This window comes from Shinella lacus, assembly GCF_010994755.1.
In the GTDB taxonomy this organism is placed as follows: Bacteria; Pseudomonadota; Alphaproteobacteria; order Rhizobiales; family Rhizobiaceae; genus Shinella; species Shinella lacus.
In genome coordinates this window covers 550,427-563,519 of sequence record NZ_WHSB02000004.1, presented here as the reverse complement: position 1 = coordinate 563,519, position 13,093 = coordinate 550,427, and the positions used below count along the sequence as shown (strand labels likewise).

Annotated in this window: 16 protein-coding genes and 1 tRNA gene; 16 read left to right on the top strand and 1 reads right to left on the bottom strand. The window is 65.9% G+C overall.

Annotation, left to right across the window (positions count from 1 at the left end; all coding sequences use genetic code 11):
• Nucleotides 1-9: 9 nt before the first annotated feature.
• The 16 genes from GB927_RS14205 (at nucleotide 10) to GB927_RS14130 (ending at nucleotide 12,980) form a co-directional block, all read left to right on the top strand.
• A complete protein-coding gene (locus GB927_RS14205; RefSeq protein ID WP_256117714.1) occupies nucleotides 10-474 on the top strand; it encodes a ribbon-helix-helix domain-containing protein in 465 nt (154 codons plus the stop codon).
• Nucleotides 475-616: 142 nt separating this feature from the next.
• A complete protein-coding gene (gene trbB, locus GB927_RS14200) occupies nucleotides 617-1,612 on the top strand; it encodes a P-type conjugative transfer ATPase TrbB (RefSeq protein ID WP_256117713.1) in 996 nt (331 codons plus the stop codon).
• A complete protein-coding gene (locus tag GB927_RS14195; RefSeq protein ID WP_256117712.1) occupies nucleotides 1,609-1,941 on the top strand; it encodes a TrbC/VirB2 family type IV secretion system protein in 333 nt (110 codons plus the stop codon). The genes trbB and GB927_RS14195 overlap by 4 nt, the downstream gene beginning before the upstream one ends.
• On the top strand, nucleotides 1,941-2,219 hold the full coding sequence (locus GB927_RS14190; RefSeq protein WP_013500640.1) for a VirB3 family type IV secretion system protein: 279 nt from the start codon (nucleotides 1,941-1,943) through the stop codon (nucleotides 2,217-2,219). The genes GB927_RS14195 and GB927_RS14190 overlap by 1 nt, the downstream gene beginning before the upstream one ends.
• A gap of 14 nt (nucleotides 2,220-2,233) precedes the next feature.
• Complete coding sequence (gene trbE, locus GB927_RS14185) at nucleotides 2,234-4,678, top strand: conjugal transfer protein TrbE (RefSeq protein ID WP_256117709.1); 2,445 nt, start codon at nucleotides 2,234-2,236, stop codon at nucleotides 4,676-4,678.
• Between the two features lie 2 nt (nucleotides 4,679-4,680).
• Nucleotides 4,681-5,448 carry a P-type conjugative transfer protein TrbJ gene (trbJ, locus tag GB927_RS14180; RefSeq protein WP_256117708.1) on the top strand — a complete coding sequence of 256 codons (768 nt, stop codon included), beginning with the start codon at nucleotides 4,681-4,683 and terminating at the stop codon, nucleotides 5,446-5,448.
• 22 nt (nucleotides 5,449-5,470) lie between these two features.
• On the top strand, nucleotides 5,471-5,749 hold the full coding sequence (gene trbK-alt / locus GB927_RS14175; RefSeq protein ID WP_256117707.1) for a putative entry exclusion protein TrbK-alt: 279 nt from the start codon (nucleotides 5,471-5,473) through the stop codon (nucleotides 5,747-5,749).
• A gap of 3 nt (nucleotides 5,750-5,752) precedes the next feature.
• Nucleotides 5,753-7,117, top strand: a complete 1,365-nt coding sequence (gene trbL, locus GB927_RS14170; protein ID WP_256117706.1) for a P-type conjugative transfer protein TrbL — start codon at nucleotides 5,753-5,755, stop codon at nucleotides 7,115-7,117.
• The gene (trbF, locus tag GB927_RS14165; protein WP_256117704.1) at nucleotides 7,114-7,803 is read left to right on the top strand and encodes a conjugal transfer protein TrbF; all 690 of its coding nucleotides are present in this window, start codon (nucleotides 7,114-7,116) and stop codon (nucleotides 7,801-7,803) included. The genes trbL and trbF overlap by 4 nt, the downstream gene beginning before the upstream one ends.
• Nucleotides 7,800-8,756, top strand: coding sequence for a P-type conjugative transfer protein TrbG (gene trbG / locus GB927_RS14160; protein WP_256117703.1), 957 nt, complete (start codon nucleotides 7,800-7,802; stop codon nucleotides 8,754-8,756). The genes trbF and trbG overlap by 4 nt, the downstream gene beginning before the upstream one ends.
• Nucleotides 8,753-9,898: a TraB/TrbI/VirB10 family type IV secretion system protein gene (locus GB927_RS14155; RefSeq protein ID WP_256117702.1), complete on the top strand. Its 1,146-nt coding sequence runs from the start codon at nucleotides 8,753-8,755 to the stop codon at nucleotides 9,896-9,898. The genes trbG and GB927_RS14155 overlap by 4 nt, the downstream gene beginning before the upstream one ends.
• A gap of 2 nt (nucleotides 9,899-9,900) precedes the next feature.
• The gene (locus tag GB927_RS14150; protein WP_092715050.1) at nucleotides 9,901-10,116 is read left to right on the top strand and encodes a DUF2274 domain-containing protein; all 216 of its coding nucleotides are present in this window, start codon (nucleotides 9,901-9,903) and stop codon (nucleotides 10,114-10,116) included.
• Nucleotides 10,117-10,268: 152 nt separating this feature from the next.
• Nucleotides 10,269-10,592: a hypothetical protein gene (locus GB927_RS14145; protein WP_256117700.1), complete on the top strand. Its 324-nt coding sequence runs from the start codon at nucleotides 10,269-10,271 to the stop codon at nucleotides 10,590-10,592.
• Complete coding sequence (locus GB927_RS14140) at nucleotides 10,589-10,942, top strand: toxin-antitoxin system TumE family protein (protein ID WP_256117699.1); 354 nt, start codon at nucleotides 10,589-10,591, stop codon at nucleotides 10,940-10,942. The genes GB927_RS14145 and GB927_RS14140 overlap by 4 nt, the downstream gene beginning before the upstream one ends.
• Nucleotides 10,939-11,328 carry an HVO_A0114 family putative DNA-binding protein gene (locus GB927_RS14135; RefSeq protein ID WP_092715048.1) on the top strand — a complete coding sequence of 130 codons (390 nt, stop codon included), beginning with the start codon at nucleotides 10,939-10,941 and terminating at the stop codon, nucleotides 11,326-11,328. The genes GB927_RS14140 and GB927_RS14135 overlap by 4 nt, the downstream gene beginning before the upstream one ends.
• Nucleotides 11,325-12,980: a recombinase family protein gene (locus tag GB927_RS14130; protein ID WP_256117695.1), complete on the top strand. Its 1,656-nt coding sequence runs from the start codon at nucleotides 11,325-11,327 to the stop codon at nucleotides 12,978-12,980. The genes GB927_RS14135 and GB927_RS14130 overlap by 4 nt, the downstream gene beginning before the upstream one ends.
• Here the strand turns inward: GB927_RS14130 and GB927_RS14125 are convergent.
• A tRNA-Arg gene (locus tag GB927_RS14125) sits at nucleotides 12,951-13,027 on the bottom strand. The two genes, GB927_RS14130 and GB927_RS14125, sit on opposite strands and share 30 nt — an antisense overlap.
• Between the last annotated feature and the right edge of the window lie 66 nt (nucleotides 13,028-13,093).

Below are 13,093 nucleotides of genomic sequence, written 5' to 3'. Positions count from 1 at the left end.
GACCGCGCCATGCCGACCCGCACCCGCAGGAATGTCTATTTCGATCCCACCTTGCTCAAACAGGTCGACGCCCTGGCGATGCGCCGCAAGGTCTCGGCATCAGCCATCGTGGAGGCCGCCGTCGCGTCGTTCCTCTCCGGCGACACGACCGAGAAGCTGGAGGCGGCCATGTCGCGCCGCCTCGACAAGCTCGGCCGCCAGATCGACACGCTCGACGAAGATCTCGCCGTGCTCGGCGAGACGCTCTCGCTCTTCGTCCTGATCTGGCTCTCCTCTACGCCGCCGCTGCCGGAGAACGCTCAGGCCGCCGCACGCGCGAAAGGCGCCGAGCGGTTCGAGGGCTTCATACAGAATCTCGGCCGCCGTCTGGCGAGCGGCGACAGGTTCCTGAAAGAGCTTTCGCGCGACGTCGAGTCCATCCCCGAAGGTCCGGCAACAGACCAGAAAGATACGAACGGCGTACCGCAAGAATAATCGACCCGTCCTATTCACCGCCGATAGCCGTCGACCGCCGCACGGCTCTCGATACTTGTTGAACAGGCCCGATTTCGGGCTCTTTTAATCATCCCCGATCGGGGAACTGTCTGTTGCATCCCCTTCAAATCTTGGGGACGACATGACTTCTTCTCACCAGAAACCGGAGGCGATCCAACGCGGCGCGCGAATGCTCCGCACCGCGCTCGGCCCGGCCATCGCACGCTTTCTGGAAGACCCCGCCGTCGTCGAGGTGATGCTGAACCCTGACGGGCGCATCTGGATCGACCGGCTCTCCGAAGGACTGTCCGACACCGGCGAAATCCTGTCGCCCGCCGACGGTGAGCGCATCGTGCGCCTGGTCGCCCATCATGTCGGCGCGGAGGTTCACGCCCGAAGCCCGCGCGTCTCGGCCGAGCTGCCCGAAACCGGCGAGCGGTTCGAGGGCCTGCTTCCTCCCGTCGTCGCGTCACCAGCCTTCGCCATCCGCAAACCCGCCGTCGCCGTCTTCACGCTCGACGACTATGTGGCCGCCGGAATCATGCGCGCCGATCAGGCCGTGACGCTGCGCGAAGCCGTCGCAGCGCGCGCCAACATCCTCGTCGCGGGCGGCACCTCCACCGGCAAGACCACGCTGACCAACGCGCTGCTCGCCGAAGTGGCGAAGACCGCCGATCGCGTCGTCATCATCGAGGATACGCGCGAGCTGCAATGCCGCGCGGAAAACCTCGTCTCGCTGCGAACGAAAGATGGCGTGGCGACGCTCTCCGATCTCGTCCGCTCGTCGCTGCGCCTGCGCCCTGATCGCATCCCGATCGGCGAGGTGCGCGGCGCCGAAGCGCTCGACCTCCTCAAAGCCTGGGGCACCGGCCATCCCGGCGGCGTCGGCACCATCCATGCCGGAACCGGCATCGGGGCGCTGCGCCGGCTCGAACAGCTCATCCAGGAAGCCGTCGTCACGGTCTCGCGCGCGCTGATCGCGGAGACCATCGACCTTGTTGCCGTCCTCTCCGGCCGCGGGTCCGCGCGACGGCTCGTCGAACTCGCCCGTGTCGAAGGGCTCGGCCCGGACGGCGACTACCGCATCACGCACCCCAGCCCTTTGGCCACCCTCACCAGCACAGGAGAACCCTCATGATCCGCGCCACCACGCGCGTGCGTCGCACGATCGCGACCGCCGCCACCTTCGCCTACGTCAATCTCATCCTCGTTCCGGCTGCCCATGCCTCCGGCTCATCCATGCCGTGGGAAGCGCCGCTTCAGAAAATCCTTCAGTCGATCGAGGGACCTGTCGCCAAGATCGTCGCGGTCATCATCATCATCGCGACGGGCCTGGCGCTCGCCTTCGGTGACACGTCGGGCGGCTTCCGCAAGCTGATCCAGATCGTGTTCGGCCTGTCGATCGCCTTCGCGGCGTCGAGCTTCTTCCTGTCGTTCTTCTCGTTCGGCGGCGGGGCGCTCGTCTGATGGCGGTCGCGTTCGAGCAACTGGACGTGCCGGGCTTCACCGTCCCGGTTCACCGCGCGCTGACCGAGCACATCCTGCTCGGCGGCGCGCCGCGCTCCATCGCGATCCTCAACGGGACGCTGGCCGGGGCCGTGGGCCTCGGCCTGCGCCTCTGGTTGGTCGGCCTGCTCATCTGGGCCGTCGGCCATTTCGCGGCGGTCTGGGCGGCCAAGCGCGATCCGCTCTTCGTGGAGGTCGGGCGCCGGCATCTGCGCATTCCCGGTCATCTCGCGGTCTGAAGGAGGCGCAAGCAATGATGAACCTCGCCGAATATCGCCGCACCGCCAGCCGCCTTGCCGACTATCTGCCCTGGGTCGCGCTCGCAGCCGAAGGCGTCGTGCTCAACAAGGACGGCAGCTTCCAGCGCACGGCGCGCTTTCGCGGTCCCGATCTCGACAGCGCCGTCGCCGCCGAGTTGGTCGCCGTCGCCGGCCGCATCAACAACGCCTTCCGCCGTCTCGGCTCCGGCTGGTCGATCTTCGTCGAGGCGCAGCGCCATGAGGCCGCGACCTATCCCGACAGCATCCTTCCCGACCCGGCGTCCGGCCTGGTCGACGCCGAGCGCAAGGCCGATTTCGAGGAAGCCGGCGCGCATTTCGTGTCGGGCTACTATCTGACCTTCCTCTATCTGCCCCCGGCAGAGGAAGCCGCCCGCGCCGAGACCTGGCTTTACGAGGGCCGCGAGCGCACCGGCGTCGATCCGCAAGAGATCCTGCGCAGCTTCGCCGATCGGACCGATCGCGTGCTGGCGCTGCTCGATGGCTTCATGCCGGAATGCGCCTGGCTCGATGACAGCGAAACACTGACCTATCTGCATTCGACTGTCTCGACCAACCGGCATCGCGTCCGCGTTCCCGAAACGCCGATCTATCTCGATGCGCTGCTCGCCGATCAGCCGCTCACCGGCGGGCTCGAACCGCGCCTTGGCAGCGAACATCTGCGCATCCTCACCATCGTCGGTTTTCCGACCGCGACGACGCCCGGCCTGCTCGACGATTTGAATCGGCTCGCGTTCCCGTATCGCTGGAGCACCCGCGCGATCCTGCTCGACAAGACCGACGCGACCAAGCTCCTCACCAAAATCCGCCGCCAGTGGTTCGCCAAGCGCAAGTCGATCGCCGCGATCCTCAAGGAAGTCATGACCAACGAGGCGTCGGCGCTTGTCGATACCGACGCTGCCAACAAGGCGCTCGACGCCGACATGGCCTTGCAGGAACTCGGGGCCGACATGGCGGGCATGGCCTACGTGACGGCCACGATCACCGTCTGGGACGCCGATCCGCGTCTTGCCGACGAGAAGCTACGCCTTGTCGAGAAGGTTATCCAGGGCCGGGACTTCACGGCTATGGTCGAGACCGTCAACGCGGTGGACGCCTGGCTCGGCAGCTTGCCCGGCCATGCCTACGCCAACGTCCGCCAGCCACCCATCAGCACTTTGAATCTCGCCCACATGATCCCGCTTTCGGCGATGTGGGCGGGGCCGGAACGGGACGAGCATTTCGGTGCGCCCCCCTTGCTCTACGGCAAGACCGAAGGCTCGACCCCGTTCCGGTTATCTCTTCATGTCGGCGATGTCGGCCATACGCTGGTCGTCGGCCCGACCGGCGCGGGCAAGTCCGTGCTGCTCGCCCTCATGGCCTTGCAGTTCCGGCGCTACGAACGCTCCCAGGTCTTCGCCTTCGACTTTGGCGGTTCGATCCGCGCCGCCGCGCTCGCCATGGGCGGCGACTGGCACGATCTCGGTGGCGGCCTCACAGAAGGCGCCGACGTTTCCGTTTCGCTTCAGCCGCTCGCGCGCATCCACGATTCTTACGAACGCGCCTGGGCGGCCGACTGGATCGTCGCGATCCTGATGCGCGAGGGCATTGCGATCACGCCCGAGGTGAAGGAGCACATCTGGACGGCACTGACCTCGCTCGCGTCCGCCCCGGTCGAAGAGCGCACCATCACCGGCTTCGCCGTCCTGCTCCAGTCCAACGACATCAAGCAGGCGCTCCGGCCCTATTGCGTCGGCGGGGCCTATGGCCGGCTGCTCGATGCCGAGGCCGAACATCTGGGCAGCGCCGACGTGCAGGCGTTCGAGATTGAAGGGCTGGTCGGCACCGGGGCCGCGCCCGCCGTGCTCGCCTATCTCTTCCATCGCATCGGCGACCGGCTCGACGGCCGCCCGACGCTGCTCATCATCGACGAAGGGTGGCTGGCGCTGGACGATGACGGCTTCGCCGGCCAGCTACGCGAATGGCTGAAGACGCTGCGCAAGAAGAATGCATCCGTCATCTTCGCCACGCAGTCGCTCAGCGACATCGACAATTCGAGCATCGCCCCGGCCATCATCGAAAGCTGCCCGACGCGGCTCTTGCTGCCGAACGAACGCGCGATCGAGCCGCAGATCACGGCGATCTATCGCCGCTTCGGGCTCAACGATCGCCAGATCGAAATCCTGGCGCGGGCGACGCCCAAGCGGGACTATTACTGCCAGTCGCGGCGCGGCAACCGCCTGTTCGAGCTGGGCCTAGCGCAAGTCGGCCTCGCGCTCTGCGCCGCCTCCTCCAAATCCGATCAGACGCTGATCGCCAACCTCGTCGTCGAACACGGCCGCGACGGCTTTCTCGCCGCGTGGCTGCGCGCCCGCGACGCCGCCTGGGCGGCCGACCTCATCCCAACTTTCCCGATCCCCGAAGCAGCAAAGGAGTCCTGACCATGATTATCCGTCGTTTCCGCTCGCGCGCCATGGCACTCGCCGCCACCATGCTCGCGGCCGCGCCGCTCGCGCTGTCGCCAATGGTGGCGACGCCGGCCCACGCCATCATCGTCTTCGATCCCAGCAATTACGCGCAAAACGTCCTGACCGCCGCGCGCACGCTGGAGCAGATCACCCACCAGATCACCTCGCTTCAGAACGAAGCGCAGATGCTCATCAATCAAGCGAAGAACCTCACCAGCCTGCCGTTCTCGGCGCTCCAGCAGCTTCAGCAGAACGTCCAGCGCACCCAGCAGCTTCTCCAGCAGGCGCAGGGCATCGCCTTCAACGTCCAGCAGATCGACCAGATGTTCTCCCAGAAATACGGGAACGTCTCGATGTCCACGAGCGATCAGCAGCTCGTGGCCAATGCCCGTTCGCGCTGGCAGAACACCGTCGGTGGCTTGCAGGACGCGATGCGCGTGCAGGCCGGCGTCGTCGGCAACATCGACTCGAACCGCACGCAGATGTCGGCGCTTGTCAGCCAGAGCCAGGGCGCGACCGGCGCGCTTCAGGCGACGCAGGCGGGCAACCAGCTCCTCGCACTCCAGTCGCAGCAGCTTTCCGATCTCGTCGCGGTCGTCTCGGCCAATGGCCGGGCGAGCGCGCTGGCCGATGCGGAACGCGCCGCCGCTGCCGAACAGGGGCGTGAACAGCGCCGCCGCTTCCTGACGCCGGGCGCCGGCTACCAGCCTGGCAACGCCCAGATGTTCAACAGCGGCAAGTAACCACCAGAAGGAGCATTTTTCTATGGACGGCAAGATGCTGGCCCGCCTCGGCGCTATTGTGTTCGTCGCTGTCGCCGTCACGGCAACGGCGATCGAGATGACCCGCAAGGAGGACGCGCCGGCATCTTCGCCGGCTGCTCTTTACCAACCCGACCGCGATCCGCTGCGCGAAGGCCAGCGCCGATGCCAGAGGCTCGGCCAGAAAGCGGCCGACGATGCCGATTGCCTGCGCGTCTGGTCCGAGACCCGCGACCGCTTCCTTGGCCGTGCGTCCGCACCGGCCGCACCGGAAGGACGATGAGCCATGGGCGGCGCAGGCGTCATCGACAATTTCCTCGGAACCTTCACCCGCTACATCGACTCAGGCTTCGGCCTTCTGTCCGGCGAAGTGGCCTTCATCGCCACGACGCTGATCGTCATCGACGTGACCCTGGCCGCGCTCTTCTGGTCCTGGGCCGCTGATGACGACATCATGGCGCGGCTCGTCAAGAAGACGCTGTTCGTCGGCATCTTCGCCTACCTGATCGGCAACTGGAGCAACCTGGCGAAGATCGTCTTCGACAGCTTCGCCGGCCTCGGCCTCAAGGCCAGCGGCACCGGCTTTTCGGCCGCCGACCTGCTCCGTCCCGGCAAGGTCGCACAGACCGGCCTCGACGCCGCCCGGCCGCTGCTCGAATCCATCTCCGACCTGATGGGCTGGGTCGCCTTCTTCGAGAACTTCATCCAGATCGCGTGCCTGCTTTTCGCCTGGGCGCTGGTGATCCTCGCCTTCTTCATCCTCGCCATCCAGCTCTTCGTCACCCTGATCGAATTCAAACTGGCGACGCTGGCGGGCTTCGTCCTCATCCCGTTCGGCCTGTTCGGCAAGACCTCGTTCATGGCCGAAAAGGTGCTCGGCAACGTCATCTCCAGCGGCATCAAGGTTCTGGTGCTCGCCGTAATCATCGGCATCGGCTCGACGCTGTTCAGCCAGTTCACCCAAGGCTTCGGCGGACAGACTCCGAGCATCGACGACGCCATGGCCGTCGTGCTCGCCGCGCTCTCGCTGGTCGGTCTCGGCATCTTCGGCCCCGGCATCGCCAACGGCCTCGTCTCCGGCGGCCCGCAGCTCGGCGCGGGCGCAGCGGTCGGCACCGGCCTTGCTGTCGGCGGCGCTGCCATGGCCGTCGGCGGCGGTGCGATGCTTGCCGCCAAGGGCGGAGGCGCCATGCTCTCCGGTGGCGCGGCAGCAGCACGTGGCGGCGCGACCGCGGTGGGTGCGGCATCGTCTGCCTATTCGCTCGGATCGCTCGGCAAGTCCGGCGCCTCCGGCGTCGCATCGGGCATCGGCGGTGTGGCCCGCGCAGCCGGCAGCGCCGCGAGCAACGCCGCGTCCTCGCCGCTTCGCCGTGCGGCCTCCAGCCTCAAATCCAGCTTCAGCGACGGCACGAAGGCCGGCTTCGGGGCAACCGGCGGCTCATCGACCATGGGAACGGTCGGCGGCGAAGCTACCGCTGCCGCACCCACGCCATCGGCCACGACGGACGGCACGCCGCCCGATTGGGCCAAGCGCATGAAGCGCGGCCAGACGGTCAGCCACGGCGTCAGCGCTGCCGCTCATGCCGTCCGCTCCGGCGACAGCAACGGCTCCGGTTCTTCCATCAACCTCTCTGAAAGCGACCGCTCATGAACCTCTTCAAACGACCCGCCGCGCATTACGGCAAGACAGTCCAACCCGAAACGCCTTATCAAAAGGCCGCCCAGGTCTGGGACGAGCGCATCGGCTCGGCCCGTGTCCAGGCCAAGAACTGGCGCTATATGGCCTTCGGCGCGCTGATCCTTTCGGCGGGCTTCGCGGGCGCGCTGGTGATCCAGTCCGCGCGTGGGACCGTCGTGCCGTGGGTGGTACAGGTCGACAAGCTCGGCCAGGCGCAAGCGATCGCGCCGGCCACGGCGGATTTCCGCCCGACCGATCCGCAAATCGCATGGCATCTCGCCCGCTTCATCGAGCAGGTCAGGAGCATTCCCGCCGATCCGATCATCGTCCGGCAGAACTGGCTTCGCGCCTATGACTGGACCACCGATCGCGGCGCGGGCGCGCTCAACGACTATGCCCGCACCAATGATCCCTTCGCCAAGGTCGGCAAGCAGCAGATCGCCGTCGACGTCTCCAGCGTCATCCGTGCATCGCCGGATTCGTTCCGCGTCGCCTGGATGGAACGGCGCTTCGAGAACGGCGTGCTCGCCGCGACGGAGCGATGGACGGCGATCTTGACCATCGCCGTCCAGCCGCCCCGAGACACTGAGCGGCTGAAAGCCAATCCGCTCGGCATATACGTCAACGCCATCAATTGGTCGCGGGAGATGGGCCAATGAGGAGCACTTTCCGCACGCCTGCCGCCATCGCCCTTTTGCTGTCCGCCTCGGCACTCGCCGGCTGCGCGACCTTCAAGCCGCCCGAGATCAACTACGACGCCAGTGTGCCGCCGCTGCCCGTCGTGCCCGTCACCGTCACGGACGAGCGCCCCAAGCCGCTCAACACGCCGCCGGCCTGGACCGTCGCGCGCGGTGGCGAGACCGCCGGCACGCCCACGGGCCGCGTCGAGAACGCCAATGCCGCTGCACGCGTGCAGCCGCGCCGCGAGGGTTATTACAACGCCATCCAGGTCTATCCGTGGTCGGAAGGCGCGCTCTATCAGGTCTATGCCGCACCCGGCCAGATCACGAGCATCGCGCTCGAACCGGGCGAGAGCCTGACCGGCTCCGGGCCGATCGCGGCGGGCGACACCGCCCGCTGGATCATCGGCGATACCGAATCCGGCTCCGGCGTCGGCCGCCGCGTCCTCGTGCTGGTGAAGCCCTCGCGCGCCGACATCACCACCAATCTCGTCATCACGACCGACAAGCGCACCTACATGATCGAGCTGCGTTCGGGCGAGAAGCCCTATATGCCCGCCGTCGCCTGGGCCTATCCGCAGCCGGCAGGCGGTGGGAGCCAAGCCCTTCCGGCAACACCGGTCATTCCGGCTGTCGCGTCACGCAACTATCGCTACGGCCTCACCGGCGACAATCCGCCATGGAAGCCGCTCGCCGTCTATGACGATGGCCGCCGCGTCTATGTCGAGTTCCCGCGCGGGATCGTGCAGGGCGAGATGCCGCCGATCTTCGTCCTCGGCCCCAATGGCGAAACCCAGATCGTCAACAGCCGCATCTATCAACACATCCTGATCGTCGATCGTCTGTTCGGCGCGGCCGAGCTGCGCCTTGGCGCTGGCGACCGCCAGCAGACCGTCAGGATCGTCCGCACCAACGGGAGGCCGCAATCATGACCGAAGCCGAAACCAACGCCGAACCCATGCGACTGCGCAGCGAGCCGCCGCGCGTCACCCGCCTGTCGCGCAAGATGCTCGCCAGCGTCGCCGCCGTCGCCCTGGTCGGCATCGGCGGATCGCTGATCTACGCGCTCCAGACCCGTGCGCCCGGAGATGGCGGCGAAGAGCTTTATTCGACCAACAACCGCCAGACCGCCGATGGTCTCGCCGGATTGCCGAAGGACTATACCGGCCCGGTCCTGGGACCGGCGCTGCCCGGCGATCTCGGCCGACCGATCCTCGACGCCCAGAACAACGGCCAGCCCGTCGTGACACCCGCGGTTCCGACGCCCGGCGTCAGCGAGGCCGAACAGCGACGCCGCGCCGAGGAAGAGGCCGCCCGTCTCAGCACCGTCTTCTTCCAGTCGCGGCAGGGCTCGACGGCCGCCACGCCATCCGGCGCGATGCCAGGTCTCGCGGGCCTCGACTTGGCCGGCGCAGCGGGCCAGCCCGCCACCGGACAGGACAAGCAGCTCGCTTTCCTCAACGCGGCGGCCGACCGCCGCACCGTCACGCCCGATCGCGTCACGCCGCCGGCGTCGCCCTTCGTGCTTCAGGCCGGCGCCGTCATCTCGGCGGCGCTCATCACCGGCATCCGTTCCGATCTTCCCGGCCAGATCACTGCGCAGGTCACGGAGAACATCTACGACAGCCCGACCGGGCGTATCCTCCTCGTACCGCAGGGCACGCGCCTGATCGGCCAGTATGACAACAACGTGCAGTTCGGACAGCGCCGCGTGCTGCTTGTCTGGAACCGGCTCATCATGCCGAATGGCCGCTCGATCGTTCTCGAGCGCCAGCCCGGCGCCGACACGCAAGGGTACGCCGGCCTTGAGGATGGCGTCGATTATCACTGGTGGGACCTCGCCAAGGCCACTGCGCTCTCGACCTTGCTCGGCGTCGGCGCGGAACTCGCCACCGACGACAATGACCGCCTGATCCGCGCCATCCGAGACGGCGCACAGGATACGGTCAACCAGGCCGGTCAGCAGATCATCCAACGACAGTTGCAGGTCGCACCCACGCTGACCATCCGGCCCGGTTTCCCGGTCAGGGTCATCGTCACGCGCGACATCGTGTTCGAGCCCTATAGGAGCTGACCATGACCAAACTGAAACTCGGTCCCATCGCTGACGACAAGCCCGTCAGGATCGCGCTGGAGCTACCCGCCGCACTCCACCGCGACCTGATCGAATACGGCCGGCTCCTGGCCGAAGGTGGCGCGCCGATCGAGCCGGCCAAGCTGATCGTGCCGATGCTGGAGCGCTTCATTGCCACCGATCGCGGCTTTGCGAAAGCACGGCGGACGCCAAGCTGATCCGCCGCCGCGGCCCCCGCTTTCTATGCTGGGGTGCCGCTGGCGCGCGAGCGCAAATGCGGCACGCTACCGGCCGCCGATCTCCCTCCATGCTTCGCATAAATCCGGGCCTCCTGACGCTCGGTTTTCAATCGCGAACCACGGAGGATTCAATGTCCGCGCAAGATTCCCGCGCCCGCAGGGGGCGGCCACAACGGCCAGCCCCGCAAGCACTTCCTGACGACCTTTACAATTATGGCGACGATCTCGCGCCGTCGCGCGCGCCACGCCGCCGCAACCCGTGGTCTGGCACTTTCGATGTCGAGAAGCTGCCCGTCATCGACGATTGGCCGGAGCGTGTGCCGGTCACCGAAGCCGAGGTGGACATTTTCGAGCGCTATTTCGGCGATGTTCTCGACCGGCTGTTCGGCCCTCTTGATGCCGAAGGTAGTGAGGGCTTGAATAAGTTAACATCAGATGTTAACAATAAGCCATGAGCGAGGATCGTGACCCGAGCCTCGACACGCTACTGGACCTTGACGGTCAGGTGCTTGTTGTCGATCCCGAGGGCGGTCATTGGGTGAAGTTCGTCGTCACCCGCATTCCGGTCTCACCGGAAAAGCCGCACGGCCTCGATTACTCGCTCACGCTTCACGGGCCTTCGGGCGAACGGCTGGTCGGCTTTGACAACGCCCATCCGGTCGGCCGGGGCAGAAGGGGAGAGCCGATGGACCATCGCCACCGCCTCCAGACCGTGAAGCCATACGCCTGGGAGGACGCGGCCACGCTACTGGCCGACTTCTGGCAGGCGGTGGACGCGATGTTGAAGGAGCGAGGCGTGTTATGACCACCTTGAAAGTCGGGATTGCCGACTACGACGAGATGAAGGCCCGCACCATGCGGATCGCGCGCGGCGAGGAAAAGTCGGCGGCGGACGATCCGAAGGTGTGGTTCACCTCCACTGAATCTTTCGCGCAGGTGCTCTCCAGCGGAAATCGCGAACTGCTGCGAGTCATCGACGAGCAAGCACCCGGTTCGCTGGAGGAGCTGTCGCAGATCACCGGGCGGGCGAAGTCGAGCCTGTCTCGAACCCTCAAGACCATGGCGGGCTACGGTCTCGTCAGTATGGAGCCTGGCAAAGGCCGGAAGATCATGCCGAAGGTATTGCACGATCGGGTGGCCCTGGAACTGCCCTTGCTCGAACGGCGCGAAGCGAAGGGAGGCCGCCCATGAACATTCAAAGTCCGCATATCGTGCAGCGCGCGGCGCTCTATCTGCGCGTCTCGACGACGCGGCAGGCCGAGCATGACGTGTCGATCCCGGATCAGCGCAAGCAGGGTGAAACCTATTGTGCTTCGCGTGGATACCAGCTTGTCGAAACCTTCGTGGAGGCTGGAGCTTCCGCCACCAATGACCGCCGCCCGGAATTCCAGCGCATGATCGAAGCCGGCACATCGAAGCCTGCGCCGTTCGATATCGTCGTGGTTCACAGTTTCTCGCGCTTCTTCCGCGATCACTTCGAGCTGGAATTCTATGTCAGGAAGCTGGCGAAGAATGGCGTCAAGCTCGTCTCCATCACGCAGGAGATGGGCGACGATCCCATGCACGTCATGATGCGGCAGATCATGGCCCTGTTCGACGAATACCAATCGAAGGAGAACGCCAAGCACGTCCTGCGCGCCATGAACGAGAACGCCCGTCAGGGTTTCTGGAACGGCGCGCGACCGCCCATTGGCTATCGCGTCGTCGCGGCCGAGCAGCGTGGATCGAAGATCAAGAAGAAGCTGGAGATCGATCCGCTGCACGCGGAAACGGTCAGGCTCATTTATCGCCTGTTCCTCGAAGGCGGCGGTACGTCTGGCCCGAAGGGCGTCAAGGCCATTGCGACCTATCTCAACGAACGCCGCATGTTCACCCGTGACGGCGGGAAATGGGGCCTAGCGCAAATCCACGCGATCCTGACCCGCACGACCTATATCGGCGAGCACCGATTCAACACACGCTCTTTCAAGAACCGCGAGAGGAAGCCGGAGAACGAGGTCTCGATCATGGCGGTGCCGCCGCTGATAGAGAGGGAGACGTTCGACGCCGTTCAGGCGCGTCTCAAATCGCGCAATCCGATGTTGGTGCCCGCACGAGTTACGAGTGGTCCGACGCTGCTCACCGGCATCTGCTTCTGCGCGAAGTGCGGCGGTGCGATGACGCTGCGCACCGGCAAGGGCAATGGCGGGCAGTACACCTATTACACCTGCTCGACCAAAGCGCGGCAAGGCAAGGTCGGCTGCGAAGGGCGTTCGATCCGAATGGATAAGCTCGATCATCTGGTCGCGCGCCATCTTGAAGAGCGCCTTCTCCAACCGAAGCGGTTGGAGACGATCCTGTCGAGCCTTCTCGATCGCCGGCAGGAACGAGCCGAACGCCGGCGCGAACACCTGGCTGATTTAAATCGGCGAATCACCGAGACGGATCAGCGATTGGGTCGGCTCTACGATGCGATCGAAACGGGTGTGGCCGCGCTGGACGACATAGGACTGAAAGACCGGATCGCCAATCTCAAAGCGATCCGCGATCAGGCGGCGGCGGACGCCGAGCGGATACGGGCGACACTTGACAGCTCCGGGCACCGGGCCGTTACGCCAGACATGATCGACGCGCTTTCGGAAACCGCACGCAGCAGCCTGCGGATCGAAGGAGGCGGCTATCGGCGGGACCACCTGCGCGCCTTTGCCCAGCGCGTTGAGGTCGCCGATGACGAAGTTCGCATCATGGGGAGGAAATCGGACCTGCTTCAAAGCCTCGTCGCCGCTTCGAGCGGGGAAACGGCGGCGTTTGCGGTTCGCAGTTCTGTACTGAAATGGCGCACCCGACAGGATTCGAACCTGTGACCTTTGGAATCGGAATCCAACACTCTATCCAGCTGAGCTACGGGTGCTTGCCCTAGGCGATGACTCGCCTGTCCGATGAGAGGGTTCTTAGCCTAGGTGAGGGCGGGCTTCAA